Source organism: Spiribacter sp. SSL99, from assembly GCF_009805925.1.
GTDB classification, from domain to species: Bacteria; Pseudomonadota; Gammaproteobacteria; order Nitrococcales; family Nitrococcaceae; genus Spiribacter; species Spiribacter roseus.
Genome location: NZ_MAOM01000004.1, coordinates 1 through 20,780, shown reverse-complemented (window position 1 = coordinate 20,780; position 20,780 = coordinate 1). Strand labels below are relative to the sequence as shown.

At 61.9% G+C, this 20,780-nt stretch carries 24 protein-coding genes and 1 pseudogene; 21 read left to right on the top strand and 4 right to left on the bottom strand.

Going from position 1 to position 20,780, the window contains the following annotated elements:
- Window positions 1-2 precede the first annotated feature (2 nt).
- The gene (locus BA899_RS01200) at window positions 3-1,250 is read right to left on the bottom strand and encodes an RNA-guided endonuclease TnpB family protein (protein WP_159299488.1); all 1,248 of its coding nucleotides are present in this window, start codon (window positions 1,248-1,250) and stop codon (window positions 3-5) included.
- Between BA899_RS01200 and BA899_RS01195 the strand changes: the two genes are divergently transcribed.
- The 16 genes and pseudogenes from BA899_RS01195 to BA899_RS10085 form a co-directional block, all read left to right on the top strand.
- Window positions 1,249-1,557, top strand: coding sequence for a type II toxin-antitoxin system RelE/ParE family toxin (locus BA899_RS01195; protein WP_159299487.1), 309 nt, complete (start codon window positions 1,249-1,251; stop codon window positions 1,555-1,557). The two genes, BA899_RS01200 and BA899_RS01195, sit on opposite strands and share 2 nt — an antisense overlap.
- Window positions 1,558-1,659: 102 nt before the next feature.
- Window positions 1,660-1,959, top strand: coding sequence for a DUF433 domain-containing protein (locus BA899_RS10095; protein ID WP_370456295.1), 300 nt, complete (start codon window positions 1,660-1,662; stop codon window positions 1,957-1,959).
- A gap of 444 nt (window positions 1,960-2,403) precedes the next feature.
- Window positions 2,404-2,619, top strand: coding sequence for a type II toxin-antitoxin system HicB family antitoxin (locus tag BA899_RS01185; RefSeq protein ID WP_159299485.1), 216 nt, complete (start codon window positions 2,404-2,406; stop codon window positions 2,617-2,619).
- A gap of 268 nt (window positions 2,620-2,887) precedes the next feature.
- Complete coding sequence (locus tag BA899_RS01180) at window positions 2,888-3,172, top strand: hypothetical protein (RefSeq protein ID WP_159299484.1); 285 nt, start codon at window positions 2,888-2,890, stop codon at window positions 3,170-3,172.
- A 10-nt stretch (window positions 3,173-3,182) separates the two neighbouring features.
- Window positions 3,183-4,118: an RNA-guided endonuclease TnpB family protein gene (locus BA899_RS01175; RefSeq protein WP_159299483.1), complete on the top strand. Its 936-nt coding sequence runs from the start codon at window positions 3,183-3,185 to the stop codon at window positions 4,116-4,118.
- A gap of 12 nt (window positions 4,119-4,130) precedes the next feature.
- The gene (locus BA899_RS10090) at window positions 4,131-4,367 is read left to right on the top strand and encodes a zinc ribbon domain-containing protein (protein WP_370456293.1); all 237 of its coding nucleotides are present in this window, start codon (window positions 4,131-4,133) and stop codon (window positions 4,365-4,367) included.
- Between the two features lie 384 nt (window positions 4,368-4,751).
- Entirely contained in the window at window positions 4,752-4,994 is a 243-nt protein-coding gene (locus BA899_RS01160; protein ID WP_159299480.1) for a type II toxin-antitoxin system Phd/YefM family antitoxin, read from the top strand.
- Window positions 4,994-5,422 carry a type II toxin-antitoxin system VapC family toxin gene (locus BA899_RS01155; protein ID WP_159299508.1) on the top strand — a complete coding sequence of 143 codons (429 nt, stop codon included), beginning with the start codon at window positions 4,994-4,996 and terminating at the stop codon, window positions 5,420-5,422. The genes BA899_RS01160 and BA899_RS01155 overlap by 1 nt, the downstream gene beginning before the upstream one ends.
- 174 nt (window positions 5,423-5,596) lie before the next feature.
- On the top strand, window positions 5,597-5,758 hold the full coding sequence (locus BA899_RS01150; protein WP_159299479.1) for a hypothetical protein: 162 nt from the start codon (window positions 5,597-5,599) through the stop codon (window positions 5,756-5,758).
- A gap of 206 nt (window positions 5,759-5,964) precedes the next feature.
- Window positions 5,965-6,225 (top strand): type II toxin-antitoxin system prevent-host-death family antitoxin, encoded by a 261-nt coding sequence (locus BA899_RS01145; RefSeq protein WP_159299478.1) that lies wholly within the window; start codon window positions 5,965-5,967, stop codon window positions 6,223-6,225.
- Complete coding sequence (locus BA899_RS01140; protein WP_159299477.1) at window positions 6,225-6,635, top strand: type II toxin-antitoxin system VapC family toxin; 411 nt, start codon at window positions 6,225-6,227, stop codon at window positions 6,633-6,635. The genes BA899_RS01145 and BA899_RS01140 overlap by 1 nt, the downstream gene beginning before the upstream one ends.
- A gap of 217 nt (window positions 6,636-6,852) precedes the next feature.
- Window positions 6,853-8,229 (top strand): capsule assembly Wzi family protein, encoded by a 1,377-nt coding sequence (locus tag BA899_RS01135; protein WP_200833024.1) that lies wholly within the window; start codon window positions 6,853-6,855, stop codon window positions 8,227-8,229.
- Between the two features lie 105 nt (window positions 8,230-8,334).
- Window positions 8,335-10,755: an SLBB domain-containing protein gene (locus tag BA899_RS01130; RefSeq protein ID WP_159299475.1), complete on the top strand. Its 2,421-nt coding sequence runs from the start codon at window positions 8,335-8,337 to the stop codon at window positions 10,753-10,755.
- A gap of 14 nt (window positions 10,756-10,769) precedes the next feature.
- Window positions 10,770-11,708: a Wzz/FepE/Etk N-terminal domain-containing protein gene (locus BA899_RS01125; RefSeq protein ID WP_159299474.1), complete on the top strand. Its 939-nt coding sequence runs from the start codon at window positions 10,770-10,772 to the stop codon at window positions 11,706-11,708.
- Complete coding sequence (locus BA899_RS01120; RefSeq protein ID WP_200833023.1) at window positions 11,701-12,900, top strand: hypothetical protein; 1,200 nt, start codon at window positions 11,701-11,703, stop codon at window positions 12,898-12,900. The genes BA899_RS01125 and BA899_RS01120 overlap by 8 nt, the downstream gene beginning before the upstream one ends.
- Window positions 12,901-13,060: 160 nt before the next feature.
- Window positions 13,061-13,855 (top strand): annotated as a pseudogene (locus BA899_RS10085) (glycosyltransferase family 4 protein); the annotation flags it as partial.
- Between the two features lie 1,503 nt (window positions 13,856-15,358).
- Here the strand turns inward: BA899_RS10085 and BA899_RS10080 are convergent.
- The gene (locus BA899_RS10080) at window positions 15,359-16,885 is read right to left on the bottom strand and encodes an O-antigen ligase family protein (protein WP_159299472.1); all 1,527 of its coding nucleotides are present in this window, start codon (window positions 16,883-16,885) and stop codon (window positions 15,359-15,361) included.
- Window positions 16,886-17,133: 248 nt separating this feature from the next.
- Here BA899_RS10080 and BA899_RS01105 point away from each other — a divergent pair, with 248 nt between their 5' ends.
- Window positions 17,134-17,352: a hypothetical protein gene (locus BA899_RS01105; protein WP_159299471.1), complete on the top strand. Its 219-nt coding sequence runs from the start codon at window positions 17,134-17,136 to the stop codon at window positions 17,350-17,352.
- Between the two features lie 43 nt (window positions 17,353-17,395).
- On the opposite strand, the gene BA899_RS01100 is transcribed toward BA899_RS01105, so the two are convergent.
- Window positions 17,396-17,947 (bottom strand): DUF1186 domain-containing protein, encoded by a 552-nt coding sequence (locus BA899_RS01100; RefSeq protein ID WP_255425089.1) that lies wholly within the window; start codon window positions 17,945-17,947, stop codon window positions 17,396-17,398.
- A 213-nt stretch (window positions 17,948-18,160) separates the two neighbouring features.
- Between BA899_RS01100 and BA899_RS01095 the strand changes: the two genes are divergently transcribed.
- Window positions 18,161-18,433: a type II toxin-antitoxin system Phd/YefM family antitoxin gene (locus BA899_RS01095; RefSeq protein WP_159299469.1), complete on the top strand. Its 273-nt coding sequence runs from the start codon at window positions 18,161-18,163 to the stop codon at window positions 18,431-18,433.
- Window positions 18,430-18,699, top strand: a complete 270-nt coding sequence (locus BA899_RS01090) for a Txe/YoeB family addiction module toxin (RefSeq protein ID WP_159299468.1) — start codon at window positions 18,430-18,432, stop codon at window positions 18,697-18,699. Before BA899_RS01095 ends, BA899_RS01090 begins: the two co-directional genes overlap by 4 nt.
- 202 nt (window positions 18,700-18,901) lie before the next feature.
- Here the strand turns inward: BA899_RS01090 and BA899_RS01085 are convergent, their stop codons facing one another.
- Complete coding sequence (locus tag BA899_RS01085; RefSeq protein ID WP_159299467.1) at window positions 18,902-19,789, bottom strand: fructosamine kinase family protein; 888 nt, start codon at window positions 19,787-19,789, stop codon at window positions 18,902-18,904.
- A 50-nt stretch (window positions 19,790-19,839) separates the two neighbouring features.
- Here BA899_RS01085 and BA899_RS01080 point away from each other — a divergent pair, with 50 nt between their 5' ends.
- The gene (locus BA899_RS01080; RefSeq protein ID WP_200833022.1) at window positions 19,840-20,175 is read left to right on the top strand and encodes a type II toxin-antitoxin system Phd/YefM family antitoxin; all 336 of its coding nucleotides are present in this window, start codon (window positions 19,840-19,842) and stop codon (window positions 20,173-20,175) included.
- A gap of 53 nt (window positions 20,176-20,228) precedes the next feature.
- Complete coding sequence (locus BA899_RS01075) at window positions 20,229-20,768, top strand: SDR family NAD(P)-dependent oxidoreductase (RefSeq protein WP_159299466.1); 540 nt, start codon at window positions 20,229-20,231, stop codon at window positions 20,766-20,768.
- The last annotated feature ends 12 nt before the right edge of the window (window positions 20,769-20,780 follow it).

Below are 20,780 nucleotides of genomic sequence, written 5' to 3'. Positions count from 1 at the left end.
TCCTACCGCGCTTCAACCGCTGCCGCGGGTAAAGTCGCCTCGGCGGGTTCCTGCTTCATCGGGGCGGCCGGATCGTCACCTAGGTGCCGGTCCGGACTTACATCCCCTCCACAGGCCATGACGGCATGCCCTGCCGCTAGGATGTTGCAAGCGGCGTTCACATCGGCATGGGCCGTGTGGCCGCAGGCAACAGATTCGAATCGGGATTGGGTGGGGCGGTTGGCCGCCGCCACATGCCCACACACCGAGCATTGTTGGCTGGTGTGCTGCGGCGGCACCGCCACCACCATCCCACCGCGCCATGACTGCTTGTATTCAAGCTGGCGGCGGAACTCATGCCATCCCTGATCGAGGATGGCGCGATTGAGCCCCGCCTTGGCGCGGACGTTTCTCCCCGGTTGTTCGACCGTCCCCGACGCCGACTTGGACATATTCCGTACCTGCAGGTCCTCGACCACCACCGCCGCGTGGTTTTTGCTCAAAGCAGTGGTGGTTTTATGCAAGGAGTCGCGTCGGGTATTGCCGATCCGGGTATGAAGTTTCTCGACCCGGGCCTTGGCCTTGGTCCAGTTACGGGAGAACCGCTGCTTGCGGCTCATCGCCCGCTGGGCGCGGGCCAATTGTCGCTGGCGCTTTCTCAGGGCATTGGCCGGGGCAATGGTCTCGCCGGTGGAGAGGGTGGCGAGGTTCGCTACGCCTCGGTCCAATCCGACGACGCTGCGCGCCGGATGGCGGGGCGGCTCGACCTCGCGCTCGGTCTGGATGCTGACAAACCACCTGCCGGCCGCTATGGACACGGTGACGTTTTTCACCTTACCTAACACCCGACGGCTGTTGCGGTAGCGCATCCAGCCGAGCTTGGGCAAAAAGATCCGACTATTGCCCTCATCGAGCTTGACGCCCTGCGGAAAGCGGAAGGTATCTTTCCGGCCTCGTTTCCTGAAACGGGGAAAGCCTGACCGCTTGGCGAAGAAGTTGGCGTAGGCGCGTTCCAGATCCTTGAGTGCCTGCTGAAGGGTCTGGGCAGGTGCCTTGGCGAGCCATGCCGTCTCGGGGGATTGTTTCCAGACCGTTAGCGCTTTCGCACAATCGACATAGCCAAGTTTGTTTTCCCCAGCCGCATACCGTGCTTTCTGCAACGCCAGCGCCCGATTGAATACGAACCGGCACGAGCCGGCAAACTGGCGCATCTGCTGCCGCTGTTCGCCATTCGGGCGCAGTTCAAATTTGAAGGCTTGGAAGCGATGCATGGTAGATATCGTACCATGGCGAAACGCCGAAGCTGATCTCCTGGCCATCGCTAGGTACACCGACAGCGCATGGGGTGAGGCGCAACGCATTCGTTATCTCCAGCAGATTGAAACGACTGCATCGGAACTTGCGAGAGGCGAGGGCATTTATCGGCAGCGTGATGATCTCTATCCGGGCGTTCGCGTCCGAATGGCTGGCCATCACTATGTCTTTTGCTTGCCACAGCATAGCGGTCCCGCCCTTATCCTCGCCATTTTGCACGAGCGGATGGACCTGATCGCAAAGTTGAACGAGCGACTGGATTGAAAGCAGCCGCAAGTGGTTCAATTGCTAAAGTTTGATTGGGTACGAGTCGGCCATAGCCTCAGGCGATCAGGCGAGGTCTCCGCCACCTTTGAGCTCTCGGGCATGGTGCGGGCGGCTCGAGAGTGCATACGGGATATTCGGCGTGGGGATATGTTGGTCGAGCGTAATGCTCAAATCTGCTCGGGCGCTCCTGTGTTCAAGGGCACACGGATTCCGGTTGCTCAGATCGTCGAGCAGTTCCGTGCAGGCGTACCCGTTAGCGAGATAGCCGAAGACTATCCCCAGCTCAGCGAGGAGGCCCTTCGATATGCGGAAGTCCGCTCGCGTATGGGAGATCCGCCAGGCCGGCCTAAGAGAGATCTGAGACTGCAACGGACTGCGAGTGAAGCTGCTAATCGATGAGAACCTGTCGCCACGACTAGCCGAATGGGCGGCCGAGTGTGGCATCGATGCTGTTGCCGCCATATACATCGGACGGCGAAGTCCGTCCGGGGGTCATAGCTTTGCGCGAAGCAGGACTTGGTCGTTCCGACCAATGGTCGAGACTCCGCGAAGCCATCGACTTTGCTGAGACCCATTGCGGCGGTGATTTGCTCAATTGTGTCCCGGATCGCAAGACCCCGGGGGGTATTGTTCTGCACCTGGTTCCAGAGAAGTGATCCATGAGTGGACATACCCCGGACTCCTCAGCCACCGCTCCTGCGAGCTGCTGTTCCGCCGCCACGCGCCGTTCGTCCCAAACGCTGTTGGCGGCGATGCCGCGGGTGCGGCCAAGGCTTGATAGGCTAAACGCTCAGTGCGGATAAAGCGGAGAACGCAAGCAGGCCTGAAGAATTAGGTGAAACCATGCAGTATGTAGTTATTCTAGAAGAAGGCCCTGAGAGCTGGGGTGCCTACGTTCCAGACCTCCCCGGCTGTGTGGCCGTTGGTGAAACCCGCCAGGAAGTCCTAGGGTCGATCCAGGAAGCCATTGAGGTTCACTTGGATGGAATGAAAGAAGGCGGTGATCCTATTCCAGAGCCTCATTCGCACAGCGAGGTCGTGCGGGTAGACGCTGCCTAGTCATTCGCTTACCTGTGGTGGCCCATGGTGGGGCCGGGAGTGTCTGAGCAGTCCGAATATCGTCTCGTGTAGAAAGGACTGGCAGTCATGGTTGCCGGTCCTTTCTCTATTGGTTCCGGTCACACGACATTCCCTCGGCAGGGGTTAATCCGACGCAGCAACTTAAGTAAAGATGGGAACAGGTAAACTTTTTACCCATGCATGCTTTGGTGCCCAAGGATCCGAACCACTTCGGTGAGGCAATAGCGCAAGAGTGGGAGTGCGCCGTATGAAAGCTGAAGACTTCGACAAAAGGTTTGATGAGGGTGTAGAGGACATCATCGATGACCTTGAGCTTAAAACCGCACGGCGGGCCAATCAGGAATCCAAGCGCATTGGACGAGATATGGATATCGAGGACCCCGCTGCCTTGAGTGATCGCGGAGCGGGTAGCGAACCCAGCTTCGATCGCAGGCGTTGGTTCGCCGCGAGGCGCGCGGGCAGCGGCCAATTTCATCCCGATCCGACGCGGACTGGGTTGGGTCACAATTGTGGCAACGGTGCTCCCGGGTAGCTTGATTGTAATGACCGATTTGCCATCAACAATCCAGCGCAGTTATCGCATTCGGATCTATCCGAATGCCGATCAACGCGCCGTGATTAACCGCTGGTTCGGCACGGCGCGCTGGGCGTGGAATCATGCGCTGGAGCGTCGGAGCAAAGCCTATCGCCGGCGCGGGGAGTCGGTGAGCGGCGTTGATGTCTCGCGCGCGATCACGGCGCTCAAAAAGACGACACGCTACAACTGGCTCACCGAGGTGCCGGCAGGGGTCATCGTCCAAAAGCTCCGCGATCAGGATCGGGCGTTTACCAACTTCTTCTCAGGCCGGTCGAGCTACCCCCGCTTTCGTAAGCGATCGAGCGCCCAGTCGGTGCGCGTGCAGATCGACCAGCGCCAGCATCGAGCGCTTTCGCGTTGGGCGAACGAGGAGGTTTTCGTCCCCGGGCTCGGGGCGATGCGCTGGCGCAATGGTGCTCACCCGGCGCAAGCGCCGAAGGTGGTGACGATCCGGCGTGACGCCGCCGGGCGGTATTTCGTCACCGCGATGGTCGTAGAGGCGCCAGCCAAGGGGCCCGCGCCGACGAACAATAGCGTTGGCATCGACCTGGGACTCAAGTCGCTCGCGGTGCTCTCGACCGGCGAGGTACTGGCGAACCCTCGGCACCTGCGGGCAAAAGAGCGGCGGCTGCGGCGCGCACAGCGTGGGCTGTCACGAAAGCGGCGCGGCTCAGGGCGCTGGCATCATACTCGGCGTTCGGTGGCGCGCCTTCATGCACGGGTTGCCGACACCCGGGCCAATCACCTGCACCAACTCACCCGGCGGCTCGTTGACGAGAACCAAGTCATCGCCGTTGAGGATCTATCGGTGAAAGGCCTCGCCCGCACACGGCTTGCCAAGTCGGTGTATGACGCGGGCTGGGGCGAGTTCCGCCGGCAACTCGCCTACAAGGCCGAATAGGCCGGGCGGCAGGTGGTGGCCATCGACCGCTTCGCCCCGAGCACCCGGCAGTGCTCAGGGTGCGGGCATGCGCGCGCCGCCATGCCGCTTAGCACCCGTCGGTGGCAATGCCCCAAGTGCGGGGCCGAGCATGATCGCGACATCAACGCCGCGGTCAACATCGAGCGCATTGCGCTCGAACAACTACCCGGGGGAAGCGGGGAAGTGAAGCGCGTGGAGAGTGGACGACCCCGGGGTGAGGCAGCGTGATCCGATGTCTGCACCTCGGCACTTAGCGAAGCGCGAACCGGGCAACCCCCGAACGGCTGGATGGATCAGCCGGCAGGGGGTTAGCGTCGGATTCCAAGAATCGCTCGATCGTGAACCGGCGCGGATCGGCGTCACGCGCCAATCTATTATCAAGGTCTGGTTGGTTGAGCGCTTACGTGCCGAATCGGTCAACACGCTACCGCCTACCCAAACCACCAGTCGGTCTAGCGCTGACTGACGGGCTTCTCTCCAAAGCAGCGGGCACATCCGTGCGTGTGTTGATGTCTTCAGCCAGTAAATCAAGGTGGACATCCTCTCCATGATCGCATGATTACGGATAGACTAGTCGATAGACTGGTTGGGTAAACGGTATGAGGACGCGTCATGACATCTGAAATTGGTTCCTACGAAGCAAAGACAAAACTCCCGGCGCTGCTCAGGGGAGTTCAGGACGGACATCGATACATCATTACCTCGCGCGGTGTGCCGGTGGCGGCCCTTGTGCCAATTACAACCGGTGATGAGGTCGCACGACGTGAGGCGGTTGCCGCCATGCGAGCGTTACCCCAGGTGGTTGGTGTCCCAGATGCTGAGCTGCAGGATTGGATTAGCGAAGGCCGCCGGTGATGCTCGTGCTGGATGCCTCCGCGGCACTGGCGTGGCTATTTCGGCGCCAGACCTCTCGCGAAGCAATGGTCGCTGACCATCTCCTTGAGGAACTGGAGGCCGCAACGGTCAGGGTGCCGGCGTTGTGGCACGTCGAAGTGGCCAATGCCGTGCTGGTTGCCGAGCGTCGCGGCGTGGTGACTGAAACCCAAGTGAGCACGTATCTGCAACGCCTTTCTCAGCTACCCATCGAGACCGACTCGACATCGCCCGCCGCTCGCCAGGAGGGGGTTGTTTCCCTGGGACGGCGCTTCGGGCTGAGCGCTTACGATGCCAGTTACCTCGACCTCGCGATCCGCAGTGGTGCGTTGATGGCGACTTTCGACCAGAAACTGGCTGCCGCGACTCGGCAGGTGGGCATCGAGGTTTATGGCGACCGGTTCATTTGACCGGTGGCTGTCTCAAGGCGGGTGATCAGGCTGTGTATTTCAGTCAAGTGGGATTAACCGGTGCCCTTCTATGTCCACAGTTACGCTGTCAGCCAAACGTCAGGTCGTGTTGCCCGATGAGTGATACCAGCAGCCTGCTCTTGCGCCCGGCGAGCCGGTAAAGATTGTGCGCCGATGGTGATTCAACCAGCTCAGACGGGCGGTAAAAAGCCTGCCTCGGTGCTCTTCGGTAAAGTGACGCGTCGCGTTAAGCCTGTGTCCGTTGAGGAGATGGATGCAGCGTTGACCGAGGCGCTGGCCGCTGAGCTGCTGCTGCGGCGCTACGCCCTAGGGTAGTCCTATCACGCGGCCCTTGCACACGCTCGGCCCACACGGCCTGCGCACACGCATCGGCCACACGTTGGATGTGGTGCGCCGATGTATCGGAATCGTGTGCAGTGCGCGCAAACCAGTGATGACACTGTCGATGTCGTTAATTGACACCAAACGCCACTCTATTCAGTCTAGATAGGAAATCTAGCCAATTCGAAGGACGGTCTGTGATGGCGGAAAAAACCTGGTCGCTCTACGAGGCGAAAAATCGCTTCAGCGCTGTGGTTGATGCATCGATGAGCGGTGAAGCGCAGTGGGTCACGCGACGCGGTGAGCGCGTGAGCGTGGTGGTTTCGGCGCAGGAGTACGAGCGGCTGACGGCGATCGAGAAAGGGTCAGCCCCCGGGTTTGCGAGCCTGTTGCTCGCCATGCCGCAGGACGATGGGGAGTTCGAGCGTCTGGCGCTGCAACCGCGGGATGTTCAGCTCTAATGTTCCTGCTGGACACCGTGATTTTCTCGGAGACGCGCAAGCGTCATCGTGACCCGGGTGTGGTGACGTGGCTGTCGCAGCAACGCGATGCTGATCTCTACCTCAGTGTGGTCACCATTGGCGAAATCGAGCGGGGTATTGTCCAGCAGCAGACGCGCAACCCCGACTTTGCCCAGGCATTGAGTCAGTGGCTGGACCGTGTCCTCACACTTTATGTTGATCGGATCCTGCCGGTGGATACCGCGACGGCAAGGCGCTGGGGTGAGCTCTCGGCCGCGCATGGAAATGGTGGGGCGGATCTGTTGATTGCGGCGAGCGCCCTGACTCATGGCCTAACCGTCGTTACCCGCAACGAGCGGCACTTCCGTCCGACGGGGGTCGATGTCTGCAATCCCTTCGTCGAGCGCTGACTGCGGATTCAGCGGGCGGATTTGCCATTGGAGGCTACCCATCTGGCAGGGCAAGCTATGGCACAGGGAAGTGCGCTCCGTTATGCTCCGGAATATGACGTTATGCGCTCGCATATGGATGGTGATCGGGGCGGTGTCGCTTGCGCTGGCGATCCCTATCCCCATGACAAATGCCGCCCCTTGGCTGGAACCGGGGGATCCACGGGCACGGTCCGCGATGCAGAAACTCGCCGATCGCGGTCACCTGGACCGCCCCACCACGACCTGGCCGTTGATGTGGGCCAACTTGGAGGGCGTCGCCGCCAACGCGATCACCGATCGCGATGCCGTGGGCAGCTCGTTGGCCTACCTCAACTTCGAGCGCGACCAACAGATGCGCGCCGGCTATCGGGTTGAGGTGGGGGTGTCGGGGACGACTGAGACCACAACGGTGCGCGGGTTTCAGGGGGCGCCCCGGGCCTCCGAGCAGGCGACTGCCCAGGTCCAGTGGCAGGGACAGCGACTGGCGGCGGGGTTGAGTGGCACCTATGCCATTGATCCGGACGATGGCAAGAACTACCGCGCCGATGGGTCGTACCTGGCGGGGACGGCGGGCAACTGGGTGATTGGCGCGGGGGCGCTGGATCGCTGGTGGGGGCCCGGCTGGCAGTCGAGTCTGATCCTCTCCAACAACGCCCGCCCCGTCCCGGCCGTGTGGCTGAACCGGCGGAACACGACGGCACCGTCGACGGACTGGCTTGAATGGGTGGGCCCGTGGCAGTTCACCGTCTTGGCGGGCGAGCTGGAAAAGGAGCGCGCCGTTTCTGAGCCCAAGCTGCTGGGAATGCGCCTGGCGCTGCGGCCGGTCCAGGGCCTGGATATCGGGCTGTCGCGGACCATCATGTTCAACGGGGAAGGGCGACCCGACAGTGCCTCTGCCTTTTTCGATTCGCTGATCGGGCGGGATAACTCCCAAGATGGCGGCGAGAACGATCCCGGCAATCAGGTGGCCGGGGTTGATGCGCGATACGGGTTTGGGGTGGGGGATCAGTCGGCCGGCGTCTACACCCAGGTGATCGGCGAAGACGAGGCCGGGGACATTCCGGCGCCGACCAACGTGTCGTGGCTGTTCGGTGCCGACTGGACCACGCAGTTCCTCGACAGTGACCAGCAATGGTTCGTCGAGTACGCCAATACCTTTGCCGGTGATCTGTCCGGCGACGGTTATCCCAACATCACCTACGAACACTTCAACTACAAAAGCGGCTATCGCTATTACGGCCGACCATTGGGCGCCTCGTTTGGTGGCGATGCGGAGGCGATGACCCTGGGCGCCTACAACTTCCTCCCGGGCGGGGATAATCTGGACGCCAAACTGAGCTACGTGCAGTTCAACAAGGATGGCGATGTCCGCACGCAGACCCCCGACGCCGATATTGCGTACAGTGTGCCGACGAAGGCGCAGGACGTTGCCATGGTGGAGCTTGGCTATGGCACGGAGTTTTTCCGGGGGTGGCTGGATCTGAATTTTCAGGGAACCAGTGAGCAGGTCGAGCTCATCAGCGGTAGCGCTGATCGCGTCTCGGTGGGTGCGAGCTGGCGTTATCGATTCTGAGCATCATTTATGGCGGGTTTGCGCGGTTTATTCATGAACAGTTTTCTTAACGGGGCCTCTGGCCTTAGAACCGGGTTAGTAGCCCTTCTGCTGGGGGTGGCGCTTATGAGCGGTCAGGCGGCCGAGGCGCAGTTGACCCCGGAGCAGCAGCGCCAGCTTGACGCCCTTCCCGCCGATGAAAGGCAGCCGCTGATGCAGCAGTATCAGCAGGCCAATCAGCCAGAGAGCAATGCCGGCGGCGCCTCGCAGGGTGGGTCACCCGAGGGGGGCGCGGGGCAGGCACAGTCGATGCCGACTCCGCCCGGGGTGCTGGACGAGCTGCTGAGGCAGGAGTACGAGGAATGGAAAGAGGCGTCATCCCTCGGCACCGACGAGCTCATGCCGTTCGGCTACGACCTGTTTGCCGGGGAGCCCAGCTCGTTCGCGCCCGCGCAGGATGTGCCCGTCCCCGAGGGATACCGCATCGGCCCGGGTGATCAGGTGGACATCCTGCTGACCGGCCGTCGGAATCTGGATATCAGTGTAACCGTCGACCGGTCCGGCATGATCGAGCTCCCTGAGGTGGGACCGCTCAGCGTGCATGGGAAAACGCTGGAGCAGTTGCGCGAGTACCTGGACGGCGTGATCTCGGACCGGTTCATCGGCGTGCAGAGCTATGTCTCGCTGGGTGAGCTGCGGACTATCGATATCTTCGTCACCGGTGAAAGCCGGAACCCGGGCGTCTATGCGGTCAATGCCTTCTCCTCGCTCAGCCATGCGCTGAGTGTGAGTGGTGGCATCAGCATGGGCGGCACACTGCGCGATATCCGCCTGCTGCGAGATGGTCGGGAGGTGACGTCGCTGGATCTGTATAACCTGCTGCTCGATGGCGAGCTGGAGAGCGACGCGCAGTTGGAGGCCGGTGATGTGGTGTTTATCCCGCCGGTCGGCGACCGGGTGACGCTGAGCGGGGCGGTGGCCCGGCCGGCGATTTACGAGGTGGAGCCCGGCGCCACGCTGGAGGCGCTGACGGCCCTTGCCGGCGGCCTGCGGCCGGGGGCGGACCCGGACAGGATCCAGATCAGTCGCCTGCAGCCGGAAAGCAATCGGACCTTGATTGATGTCTCGCTTGGGGGTGGTGAGTCCTTCACCCTCGCGCCCGGCGACGAAGTTCAGGTCGGACGCATCCGTGACTGGCTGAATGGCGTTATCGAAATCAAGGGCGCCTCGCCCATCGCGGGCCGCTATCGCTGGGAAGAAGGGATGCGGGTGTCTGATTTCATCAGCAGCCGTAACCAGCACTTGGCGGAAGACGTGGACCTGAGTTATGGCGTCATCGTGAGCCGCACCGGGGATGATTACGACGTGAGCTTTCAAGTGTTCACCCCCCGTCAGGTCATCTCCCGACCCGGCTCATCGGCTGATCCGGTGTTGCAGGAGCGCGACACCGTCCTACTTTTCAGCGGCTCGGAAGACCGCGAGGCGCTGCTCCAGCCCGTCATTGACGGCCTCAGCGAGGACCTGCTGCCCGGGCAACTGCCGCCGGTGGTGTCGTTGAGCGGGGCGGTGCAATACCCGGGAACATACCCGTTCAAGCCCGGGGACACGGTGGCGGACGCCATCGGTTATGCGGGCGGACTGACCAATGCCTCCTATCAGTTGGGTGCCGAGTTGATCCGTCAGGAGCTGACCAGCGAGCGTGCCGAGAGCGAGCTCGTCGAGTTCAAGCTGGCCGATAACCAGCAGCGCGACCTGGCCCTGGCGCCCCGCGACCGGATCCATATCAAACAGTTATCCGACTTTAACGTGACGAATACCGTCACGCTGGAGGGGGAAGTCAAGTTCCCGGGCAGCTATACCATCCTTCGCGGCGAGACACTGGCGGAGGTGATTGAGCGCGCGGGTGGCTTGACCGAGTACGCATTCCCCAAAGCCGCGGTGTTCTCGCGCGAGGCCCTGCGCGAGCGTGAGCAACAGCGCCTAGACGAGGCCCAGCGGCGGCTGAGGCGCAGTCTGGCGCTGTCAAGGGCGGATGCGCCAGGTGAGGAGTCGACGGTGCCAGGGGATGGGCAGGCCGCCGCGCAGATCCTCGAGGAAATCGGCAGCGCTCAGGCGGTGGGCCGGCTGGTGATTGATCTGCCGGCGATTCTTGATGGCGAGGCAAGCCAGGATGTGCTGCTGCGCGATGGCGACGTGCTCAGCGTGCCCGAGAAATCGCAGGCGGTCACGATCATGGGCGAGGTGCAGTTCGCCACCAGCCATCGATATGACGCGAGCCTGTCCATCGACGATTACATTAATCGCAGCGGCGGCCTCACCCAGCAGGCTGATTCAGGGCGTATCTATGTCATCCAGGCCGATGGGGCCGTGACGGTGCCCAAACGCAGCCGGTGGTTCAGCGGCGGTGACCCGGTGGCGCCGGGGGACACCATCGTTGTCCCGCTCAGTCTGACCCGTCTGAGCGGGCTGGAGCTGGCGAAGGACGTCACGCAGATCATCTATGAGCTGTCACTGGGGGCGGCCGCTGTGAAAAGTCTTTCCAACTGATCAAGGGCAGCGGAATGGATAGCGCGCCAGAGGGCCATACGGGCGGCCGGAACGAGGTTGATGACCGCGTCGATGTGAAGGCGATCTTTGCCGATCTGTGGCGCGGCAAGTGGATCATCATCGGCCTGACGGTCATCGCCGCCGTGGCCGGGATGTTCTATGCCAAACAGCAGCCGGATCTATACACGGCGCGAGCGCTGCTGGTGGCACCGGGTGGAGGTGACTCATCGGGCGGTAATCTCCAGGGCCTGGCGGGTCTTGCGGGCCTAGAGCTGGGGGGTGGCGGCGCGTCAACGACGGCCATTGCGCAGGAGATACTTAAAAGCGGCCCGTTCCTGACAGCGTTCATCAACCGGCATGACTACGCGCCCGAGCTGGTTGCGACGACGGGGTATACGCCGGGCGATGGGTTTGAGTACGACGCCGAGCGATTCAATGCCGCGGATCGGACCTGGCGTAGGAACGACCAGGGGCAGAGCCTTGAACCGGCCGATCGGACCGCCGTTGGCCGTCTGCGGGGCGGGTTGCGCATGCGGTCAGCCGGCGCGGGTATGTTCAATCTGTCCTTCCAGTCGCTGTCCCCGGCGTTCGCCCAGGATGTGGTGCAGAACCTGGTGCCGGCGCTGAACGACCACATGCGTCAGAAGGATCTGGCAAAAGCCCAGCGCAGCGTCGCCTACCTTGAGGATAAGATCGAGGAGACGAGCATTACCGGCATGCGCCAGGTGTTCTTTCAGTTGATCGAGTCCGAGACGCGCAAGATCATGCTGGCCAATGCCAACCCCGAGTATGTGTTTGAAACCATCGACCCGGCGGTGGAGCCACGATCACCCAGCCTCCCCAACCGACAGCTGATCGCCATGGTCGCGACCCTGAGCGGCGCGCTCCTGGGGGTGTTGATTGTCATTATGCTGAGTTTCTTCCGGCCAAGCAGGCAGTCAAAGCTTGGGTGACCTCAGTTGGGTGATGTCGTCGGGTTTTCTGGGCCTGCGATTCTATGACCTGCCCAACTTTTTCCTCTGTGTGCTGTTTGTCATTATCGGTTCGCGGCGATTCAACATCGAGCCGGCCGTGCAGGTCGTGCTGCTGCTGCACTGCCTGCTCCCCTTCTTTTTAAACGAATTCCTGTTCCCTACAGAGTATCTTGGCGATCAGTTCCGCTACTGGCGGCAGTTTAATGCCATCCGAGCGGGCGAGTTGCCCTTGATCGAGGCGCTCGTCGCCGGCGGTAATGTCGAGCAGGCCGCGGCCTTATTCGCGATGATTCCCCTGCCCATGGCACTTTCCCCCATCAGTCTGGGGTTTTTCAATACGCTCATCTGGGTGGTGTTATTCTTCTGGCTGCATCAAAAGGGCGTCTTCACCAAGTTCTCGATGTGGTTCTTCCTGCTCTATCCCAGCATGGCACTTTATACCGGGTTGTCCCTTCGCGACACCTTCATACTCGTGTTCATGGTGATGGCCGTGCAGTTCGCCCGGGAAGGGCGTTGGCTGCCGATGCTGGCGGTGTTCGCGCCGCTGTACGCCATCAAGTTCCAGAATTTCCTCATCCTTGCGCCGGTTCTGGTGATCTATCTGCTGTTTGGTATCCGTCATCACGGAGTTACGCTCTTCCGTGGAGTTCTCACCGCACTAGCAGGGCTTGCTGCATTGATCATCCTTTCGCCGGCTGTGCTGCCGGTAGTCAACTACTTTCGAGCGGCATTATACGCCGAGGACGGAGGTGATAGAGACGAATTAAATCTTATCGACGGGCCGACTGAATTCGTCGTTGAGGGCCTCACCAGCGGCGTTTACTTTCTCTTGAAGCCATTCCCTTGGGAAGCGTCGAATGCGTTACAGATTGTTCAGTCGGCTGAGAATCTGGTCATTTTCGGGCTGTTGGTGCTGTTGGTTCGAGCGGCCTGGCGGCGGGTACCCAAAAAGCTGGTCTTCTGGATGCTGTTTATCGGGTTCAGTCTGTCGGTTTACGGTCTGGTGGTCTTCAACTATGGTACATCGGCGCGTTACCGTTACCCGTTTTTGGTGATATTCATTTTATTTACCTGCGCTGACTGTTATGTCCAGTCCCTTTTTAAACGGATATTGCCAGATCGTTGGTACGAGAGAAGTCGGGTGAATACGGCCTCGCATTCGGTTAACTAAGACGATTCGTCCAGCTCTTGGCCGGCAACAATTGTGGTTTTAGGCCCCGGCGCTGATTGCGGAAGCTATCCTGACTAAGGTTCATACAGTCTATCGCCGCTACGCTGATCAACGAATATCACGCGGGGGGTCAGGCAGCATGCGGTGAGTTACCGTCGTGATGGATACCCGGAGAGGCACCGATCGGATACACTCCGCACGGGAAACAACCAGACAGGACGTCGGTTTGGAACAATTGCTCTCAACAGGTATCGCTGGATTTATGGTTGCGCTGGTGGTTGCAGCCGTCTCAATCGGGGTGCTGCGCCGGCACGCAAAACGCTTTGGTCTGGTGGATCGACCGGGTGGGCGTAAGCAACACCAGCGGCCGACGCCAGTCGTCGGCGGCCTGGGGATGGGCATCGCCCTGGTGGTCGCGTTACCGGTCATTCTGGGATTGCGCGGCGCTGATCCAGACTTTTTTCCCCTTGTGACGACGGGCGCGCCTTTTGTCGGTGCGCTTTTGGCGTTGCTCATCGTCGGCCTGATCGATGATCAGCGCGGTCTGGGCAGCCGCCCGAAGTTCGGGGTGCAGGCGATAGCAGCCGTCGTGGCAGTGTCTGCGGGGGGGCTCTCCCTCGAGGGCATCGGCACATGGCCCGGTGGTGCACCGATCGCGCTGGGTCTGCTCGCCGCCCCGGTCACCGTGGTTGCCATCGTTGGCTTTGTGAACGCCTTCAACATGATCGATGGAGTCGATGGTCTTGCCGGGAGCACGGCAGTGGTCATGTTGGCTGCGCTGGGCGTTGTCGCAGGAATAGCGGACGCAGCCTTGCCATTGCTGATTGCCGTGGCGCTATGCGGCGCCTGTCTGGGTTTTCTGGTGTTCAACTTACGCACGCCTTGGCGCTCGCGGGCGACGGTATTCCTCGGCGATGCAGGTACGCTGATGCTCGGGTTTGCGATAGTGTGGGTGGCGATCGATGTCTCGCAGCGCCCGGCCACCCCTATCGCGCCGGTGGGCATTGCCTGGGTGCTGGCGTTGCCGGTCATCGACACGCTCAATCTGATGATCCGGCGGTTGTTGCGCGGGCAGAGTCCGTTCCACGCCGATCGCAATCATTTTCACCATATTCTGGGGCGCGCCGGGTTCTCGCCCGGGCAAACGGCAATGATTTTCAGCGGCCTTACGCTCGTTATGGCCGTGATTGGCCTGACCGGCTCGTTCATCGGCGTCCCCGATGTGCTGCTCGGGCTGGCCCTCTTGCTTGTCGCCGGTGCTCACTATTTTTTCGTGCGCTACGCGTGGCGCACCACGAAGGCGCTCCGGCGGCTGCGGGCGTCGTTGGCGCGATCGGATGCGGACCGGTTACCGGTGATCGATCGCATGGCGCTTGTGGGGATGTACATCGTTGCCCTGGGTCTGCCGGCGGGTCTTGGCTGGGCGGTCATTGTCGGAGTCGCGTTGGTCGGATTGGCGTCGCTCGCCCAAGGAAAGGCGATCTTCTTTGCGTTGCGAGAACTTGCCATTGCCAAGCTGTCCTTGCTGATGGCGGGTTGGATGACCCTGGCTGTTTTCCTACGGCCTGAAGCAGTGGTGAGTGCCTGGCTCCCGGCAATGTGGATGACCGGTGTGTTCGCACTGCCGCTTGGTTGGTGGCTCGCGCGCTACCGGCATCATGCTTTGCTCCTTTTCTCACTCGCCGTGGTGTCGCTCATTAGCGCTTGGGCGTACGCCGCGGACTGGAAGATGCTCGAGGCCGGGTATGTGCGAACCGCCGATTACTGGGGCAGTGTCGAGACCGGAGGCTTGCTCATCGCGCTGATGCTCGTGGTGCTGGTCGGTGCCGGTGCCTATGGGGTTGCGAGCTACACCCGGCGTTGGCGCGCACGGGCGAGCCTGGCGAGCGCGGTCCTTGGGGTGACGACGCTACTCCTTTTGCTGCTCGGCCTGTCATTGCAATCGGCGGTCGCGGCTGGATTGATTGGACTTTTTGCCATGGCGATTGTGGCCACGCGATCGACCGAGCAACGTGCGCTTCGTATCAGCGTTGTGGGCGGAACGGTCATGACCGTGCTGCTTGGGAGCCTGCTCGCGAATACCTTTAAGCCGCCGGGCGTATCGCTTGATGAGCAGTACTGGGGACCGGTTCAGGCGACGTTCTTCTCTCTCGGTGGCGCGACCACCGAGGCGCAGACGCGCTATCCCGGCGTTGTCTCAAGACTTGATGACTGGCGATCAGTGATCCGCGCGTCGGCGCAGCACCCTCTCGCGGGGACTGGACGATCGGTTATGGCCGATCAGGGGACCCAGGCGGTTCTGCCGGCCGAGCGGTCTGCTTACGCATCATTGCTACTTATAGGGGGGTTGCCGGCGCTAGGATTCTTTGTCGGTTTGACTGGAGTATGGGCGCGATCGATTTCGCGCGCCGGTCGTTTTAAGGCCTGGCCGCTGGTCCAAGTCATCACCGCATATGGGCTACTGTGGACGGTTCTTGGCGCGTTTTTGCTCTGGCCGGTCAGTCACGATCCGTTGTGTGGCGTCATCGTCACCTCGGTGTGGGCGTTGGGTATCACGGCGAGCCTTGATACGCGGCAGTCTCGCTCTTCGGCTGTACCGCCTTCCGTCGATAGGTTTGGCCCAAATCCGCCGTCGTCTCCGCCTCGGCGTGCCATTGGTGGTGGATTGCCGCGCTGCACCCGTCGAGAGGCCCACCAGCACCGCCATCGTGAATGCGAAGGTCATCGCACCGATGTTGTGGTTAAAGTTCACCTGGGTGAGTCCTGTTGCGAGGAAGCCGAACGTGAATAAAAGCCCGGCAGTGGCGATTGCGAGCGAGGGCGTATTCACTGATCGCGAGGCATACGCAGAAGCGCGCCGGCGTGATCGCACAAAGCACACCGCTGGCGTCAAGTAGAGACCCAGCAGAATCCCCCCGCCGATGACGCCCTTTTTGGCGAGCGTGTTGAACCACTCGTTGTGGGCGTGGGTGAATCGCCCGGCGCCAGCCGCGATGTAGCCCGAGCTGCCGAGCTCACGCGTTCTCTCGATGTAGCCACGCTCGCCCCAGCCGGTCAGTGGCTTTGACTCGAACAGCCGCCAGGCGCCTTTCCACATATCAAGCCGGTAGCCGACGCTGGTGGTGCGGTCAGTGCCATCAATGTAGTGCTCCAACTGCTGTGTGGCACTGGTGATGCGGTGCGCCACGCCGGTGGCTGGCTGGAGGTAGACGGTGGCGATCAGGGCTGTCAGTACGATCGGGGCGAGGACGAGATAGCGCCGTGTGTAGCCAAGCTGTGTGGCGGCCCAGCCCCCAAGGAGCAGTGCCGGGCCAAGGGCGAGCCACGCGCCGCGGCTCCCCGAGAGAAAAGAGCCCGTTAGTCCGCCAATGCCGCCGAGGATGAGGATCACTATCGCGAACGCACGACCGCGTCGTGTTGTGGGTTGGCTAACCGCCCAGATCAGGCCGGCCAAGCACATCAGCCCGATCAGCATGGCGGCGTTGCCGAACTGGATGGTCTGCGCGAAGCCGCTCGCGCGCGAGTGGCCCTCAATGAGTTTCTGCCAAACGGCGAGGCCACCGGTCCCGATGCCGCCCACAGCCAGCCCCAACCACAAGGCGGCCTGTCGGATGCGCGCCCGGGCGAAGACGCTCAGGCAGAACGCGGCGAGCAGAAAGCGGCTGGGTCGGTCGAACTCGCGCACGCCCTCGCCGCGCAGGGCCGCGTCCCCCATCCAGAAGAGCGCGTAGATGATCATGAACGCGATCACCGCCTTGACGGCACCTGGCAGGGGCGGGTGTTGCACCCAGGTGCGGCGATTGATGACGAGGTGGGTGATCGCCGCGATGAGCAGCGCCACCGCGCCGATGGAGTAGCCATCCGGCACGGTGAGTGCTAGCGCCGGGAACAGGAACACCGCGGCGGTGATGAACTGCTCGCTGCGGGTGAGGGGCGCCGTCGGTGGCGTTGGTGTGGGTGGGTTGGATGCGCTGGCGGTGGTCAATTCATGGGGTCCGGTCGTCGGTGATCAGCGCGTAATGTACCGGCATTGGGGCTTGAACACATCTTTTGGGAAACTGGCCGGCCATCGGATTGGCCAGCCTGTTGCCCGCAGCGGCGATTAGAAAAGCGCCTCAATATCCTGCGCTCGCCCCTTAGAGCGCTCAGCGACCCTGAACTCGAGATCGAGTGCAGCAAGAACAGCGAGGATCGAAGAGAGCTTTGAGGCCTTTGCACCATTCTCGATGATGGATGCGGAATACTCACGATCTGGGCCACCGATTCCACACCATCGGGGATGTGGCGCGTCTGGACGAACTCGACGACGCCAGCCGCGCGCAGGATGTCTCGCGGGCGGAACAGATCCTGACGCAGTGCGTGGCCGGGTTCGAGCGGCCGGCGGCCGAGGCGGAGAGTCTTCCTGCCGCGAAAATCACGCCGATTAATAACGAAGCTGGAATCCACGCATGAACCTACCCGAGAACCCCACATCGCCGTTGTCGGCTCTTACAGGCTAGGCAGATGATCCAGACCCCCGCCGGCGACTGAAAACCCGCCCAGTACACGAGATAACCGTGAATGGATTCCGGAAACCGCCGCGCGGCGCGCTCGCGGGCCGCGGCGAGGGCAGAAGAACTCCCCTCTGCCAGTACTTGATCCAGGTCCTTTTCGCTGATGTCAGTGAGTCGGCTTGCTCGTCGGCGTGGGCCAGCGTTTTATCGTCCAGCAGCCACCGAAGCCCGGCGGTCTCACCGCCACTGGTCTGCCACAGGTGCACGGGCAGCAGCTCGGTGGTGGCATCGTCCAGCAGTGCTTCGGCGTCATCATTCGGCAGGGCCGCGAGCCGCAGCAGCGTGTCATGCGCCTCCAGCACCCGGCAGTGGCCAAGCAGCACCAGGGCGAATAGCAGTGGCGCGTTATCGCCCTCGATCCAGGGCGCCGGATCCGCAGCCGCGGCTTCGATCTCCATGAGTAGCAGCGGCATGATCGCCTCGCGATGCACCAGCGCCTGCTCCATGAGCGATCGGGGGTAACCCGCCTCGTCCTGTCCGGATTCGCTCTGGATGAGATGCTCCAGGCAAGCCTCGATCGTATCGACGGGAATCGCCTCGAGCAGCGAGTCGTGGAAAGTCTGCCGTGGAGTCTAGCAAAGCCGGTAGTGGGGGCGAGAGCGGGTTGGTGATGCGTCGCCCTGTCCCTTCAGCGTTACGTCGTGCTTGTCCCGGTCGTCCGTCTTCTCTATTCTGTACCGAAACACCGTACAGATTGGAGTAATACGATGGCGACAGTGAGCGTGAATCAGTTTCGCGACAATCTGAAAGCCTTTGTTGAGCGCTGCCTGAGCGAGCACGAACCGCTGCGGGTTACCCGCCGTTCGGGCGAGGATTTCGTGGTCATGAGCGCGGCGGACTGGGAGCGAGAGCAGGAGACGCTCTACGTCCTGCAAAACAGTCATTTGATGGAGCAGATCGCCGAGTCGATCAGGACACACGGCGAGCGTGGGGGCTACCGCCCGACGGCCGACGAGTTTGAGGAAATTAACGCTGAATGAGGGCGGTGGTTTTTGAGGGCCGAACCTGGGACGCCTACGAGGAGATGCGCCGGCGCGATCGCAAACTTCATGAGGCAACACGCCGCGTGATTCGTGAACTCATTCGGTGTGATGACCCTGCCATCGGTACGGGGAAGCCGGAGCCACTGAGACACAGGCTTTCGGGCTTCTGGTCGCGGCGGCTTTCTGCCCGGGATCGCATTATCTACCGCTTTGATGAGACCGCGATCTACATCTATGCGCTCGGCGGGCACTACGAGGGATGATGCTGGCGGTCGCGACCCCTGTCACGTATTTCCCACCCCGTGCACACGGCGAGTGTGTACTGATCGATACATAGAAATATTCATAAATACGATTATTGTTTACTTAATAATGCTTAAGCATCCACGCGACAGATCGATAGCCTGAAGCTGCTGACTGAGCACGCTCGCGCCGCTATCGCCGATTAAATGCCGAGCGCTCCCTTCACTCAACCGCCACCAGCAATCGATCAATCATCCCCTCCGCTTCTCGGGCATACGGCCCACCGAACAGATTCGCGTGATTGAGGATGTGGTAGAGCTGATAGAGCTCGCGGCGGACGGGATATCCCGCATCCAGCGGCCACACCGCCTCGTAGGCCGAGTAAGCCGCCGCCGGCAGTCGGCCGAAGAGCTCGGACATCGCCAAGTCACTCTCCCGATCACCAAAGTACACCGCCGGGTCATAGAGCACCGGTGCGCCCGTCCCGTCAAACGCGACATTCCCCGACCAGAGATCACCATGCAGCAGTGAGGGGAGCGGGGTGTAGTCACTGAAAAACGCCCCTAACCGTTCCGCCAGCGCCTCGCCACGGTCCTGCAACCGCCCGCCAAAGCCATTACGACGTGCGAGGTCGAGCTGAAACCGCAGTCGATGCTCGCGGTAGAACGCCACCCAGTCGCGCCCCCAGGGATTGACCTGATGGGTGTCGCCGATGGTGTTGTCGCGATCCCAGCCGTATTGATCCGCCGTCACTGCGTGCATGTTCGCCAACGCATGGCCTAGCGCCGTTTTATCCCCGCGCGGATGCAGATCGATCCACTCCATCGCCGCATAACTGCGATTGCCCGCGACGGCGGTGGTCAGTGGTCGCGGCACGCGCGGACCTTCAGCGGCCGAGGCCATGGCCGCGAGCCCCGCCGCTTCGGCCTCGAACATCCACAGCCGATCGGCGCGGTTGAGCTTGACGAACCAGCGTGCAGTCGGCCCCTCCAGCCGATAGGCGGCATTGATATCGCCACCACCAACCGGTGTGCGCTGCATGGACGCGGGTGCATGACCCGACGCCTCGGCGATGGCCTGCTCAATGCGGGCCCAGCAGTCGTCAATCATTTCATGCCCCGTGACGTGTCGCTGGTGTTGAACCGCATACCATCCTCGCTGTGGATGCGATTCGCATCAATGCGTTGCTGAGCGCGGCAACAGCGACTACCTTGCACGAAACATTGGTCACCAAGCGGTGCATGACGATGGATGCCGGTTCCATAACGCTCTCCAAGGCCAGGGCACATCTCCATGAGCTGGCGGATCGTGCCGAACGGGGTGAGTCGGTGACGATCACTCGGCACGGACGGCCAGTTGTCCGACTTGTCCCCGTCGAGGTCGAACGCCAGCCCATTAATGCCGACAGGCTGTGCGCGTTGACTGATCAGATGCCGATGGCTGAAGAGGAATTCGGTTTGTTCATGCGTCGGGCGCGGGAGAGTGAACGTTTTTAGCGTCGATACGTTCAGCGTGAGCGCACGATCCCCCTTTTGCTAGACTACTTCCCATGAAAATCCTCGTCACCGGCGCGGCCGGTTATATCGGCTCCCATGCCGCGCTGGCCCTCCTTGACGCCGGTCACGAAGTGATCGGTCTGGACAACTTCGTCAACGGCTCGCCAACGGCGCTCGAGCGGGTCGAGGCACTGAGCGGTCGGCCTTTGACCGTGGTCGAGGCGGATATTCGTGACGAGCAACGCCTTGCGGCCCTGCTTGCCGGCGGTGATGCCGATGTCAGGGGTCCGGTGGATGCCGTTATGCACTTCGCCGGTCTCAAGGCCGTGGGTGAGAGCACTGAACAGCCGCTTTCCTATTACGATAACAACGTCGGCGGGACCCTCGCCCTGGCCCGCGCGATGGCGGGGGCTGGCGTGCGGCGGCTGATCTTCAGCTCATCGGCCACGGCCTATGGTGATCACGCCCATGTCCCCATCCCCGAAACCGCCCCGGTGGGTCGCCCCGCCACCCCCTATGGCACCTCCAAAGAGATGATCGAGCGCATCCTTATGGATCTCTCCGCCGCCGATCCGCACTGTTCAGTGCCGTAGCTGCGCTATTTC

Excerpts from the sequence above, each read along its gene's own strand:
- BA899_RS01105 (WP_159299471.1), top strand. The coding sequence starts at position 17,134 with ATGCGGAATACTCACGATCTGGGCCACCGATTCCACACCATCGGGGAT.
- BA899_RS01175 (WP_159299483.1), top strand. The coding sequence starts at position 3,183 with ATGACCGATTTGCCATCAACAATCCAGCGCAGTTATCGCATTCGGATC.
- BA899_RS01090 (WP_159299468.1), top strand. The coding sequence starts at position 18,430 with ATGAGGGCGGTGGTTTTTGAGGGCCGAACCTGGGACGCCTACGAGGAG.
- BA899_RS01195 (WP_159299487.1), top strand. The coding sequence starts at position 1,249 with ATGGTAGATATCGTACCATGGCGAAACGCCGAAGCTGATCTCCTGGCC.
- BA899_RS01155 (WP_159299508.1), top strand. The coding sequence starts at position 4,994 with ATGCTCGTGCTGGATGCCTCCGCGGCACTGGCGTGGCTATTTCGGCGC.
- BA899_RS01125 (WP_159299474.1), top strand. The coding sequence starts at position 10,770 with ATGGATAGCGCGCCAGAGGGCCATACGGGCGGCCGGAACGAGGTTGAT.
- BA899_RS01095 (WP_159299469.1), top strand. The coding sequence starts at position 18,161 with ATGGCGACAGTGAGCGTGAATCAGTTTCGCGACAATCTGAAAGCCTTT.
- BA899_RS01160 (WP_159299480.1), top strand. The coding sequence starts at position 4,752 with ATGACATCTGAAATTGGTTCCTACGAAGCAAAGACAAAACTCCCGGCG.
- BA899_RS01200 (WP_159299488.1), bottom strand. The coding sequence starts at position 1,250 with ATGCATCGCTTCCAAGCCTTCAAATTTGAACTGCGCCCGAATGGCGAA.
- BA899_RS01130 (WP_159299475.1), top strand. The coding sequence starts at position 8,335 with ATGAGCGGTCAGGCGGCCGAGGCGCAGTTGACCCCGGAGCAGCAGCGC.
- BA899_RS01075 (WP_159299466.1), top strand. The coding sequence starts at position 20,229 with ATGAAAATCCTCGTCACCGGCGCGGCCGGTTATATCGGCTCCCATGCC.
- BA899_RS01150 (WP_159299479.1), top strand. The coding sequence starts at position 5,597 with ATGGTGATTCAACCAGCTCAGACGGGCGGTAAAAAGCCTGCCTCGGTG.
- BA899_RS10095 (WP_370456295.1), top strand. The coding sequence starts at position 1,660 with ATGGTGCGGGCGGCTCGAGAGTGCATACGGGATATTCGGCGTGGGGAT.
- BA899_RS01145 (WP_159299478.1), top strand. The coding sequence starts at position 5,965 with ATGGCGGAAAAAACCTGGTCGCTCTACGAGGCGAAAAATCGCTTCAGC.
- BA899_RS01185 (WP_159299485.1), top strand. The coding sequence starts at position 2,404 with ATGCAGTATGTAGTTATTCTAGAAGAAGGCCCTGAGAGCTGGGGTGCC.
- BA899_RS01135 (WP_200833024.1), top strand. The coding sequence starts at position 6,853 with ATGCAGAAACTCGCCGATCGCGGTCACCTGGACCGCCCCACCACGACC.
- BA899_RS01140 (WP_159299477.1), top strand. The coding sequence starts at position 6,225 with ATGTTCCTGCTGGACACCGTGATTTTCTCGGAGACGCGCAAGCGTCAT.
- BA899_RS01180 (WP_159299484.1), top strand. The coding sequence starts at position 2,888 with ATGAAAGCTGAAGACTTCGACAAAAGGTTTGATGAGGGTGTAGAGGAC.
- BA899_RS01085 (WP_159299467.1), bottom strand. The coding sequence starts at position 19,789 with ATGATTGACGACTGCTGGGCCCGCATTGAGCAGGCCATCGCCGAGGCG.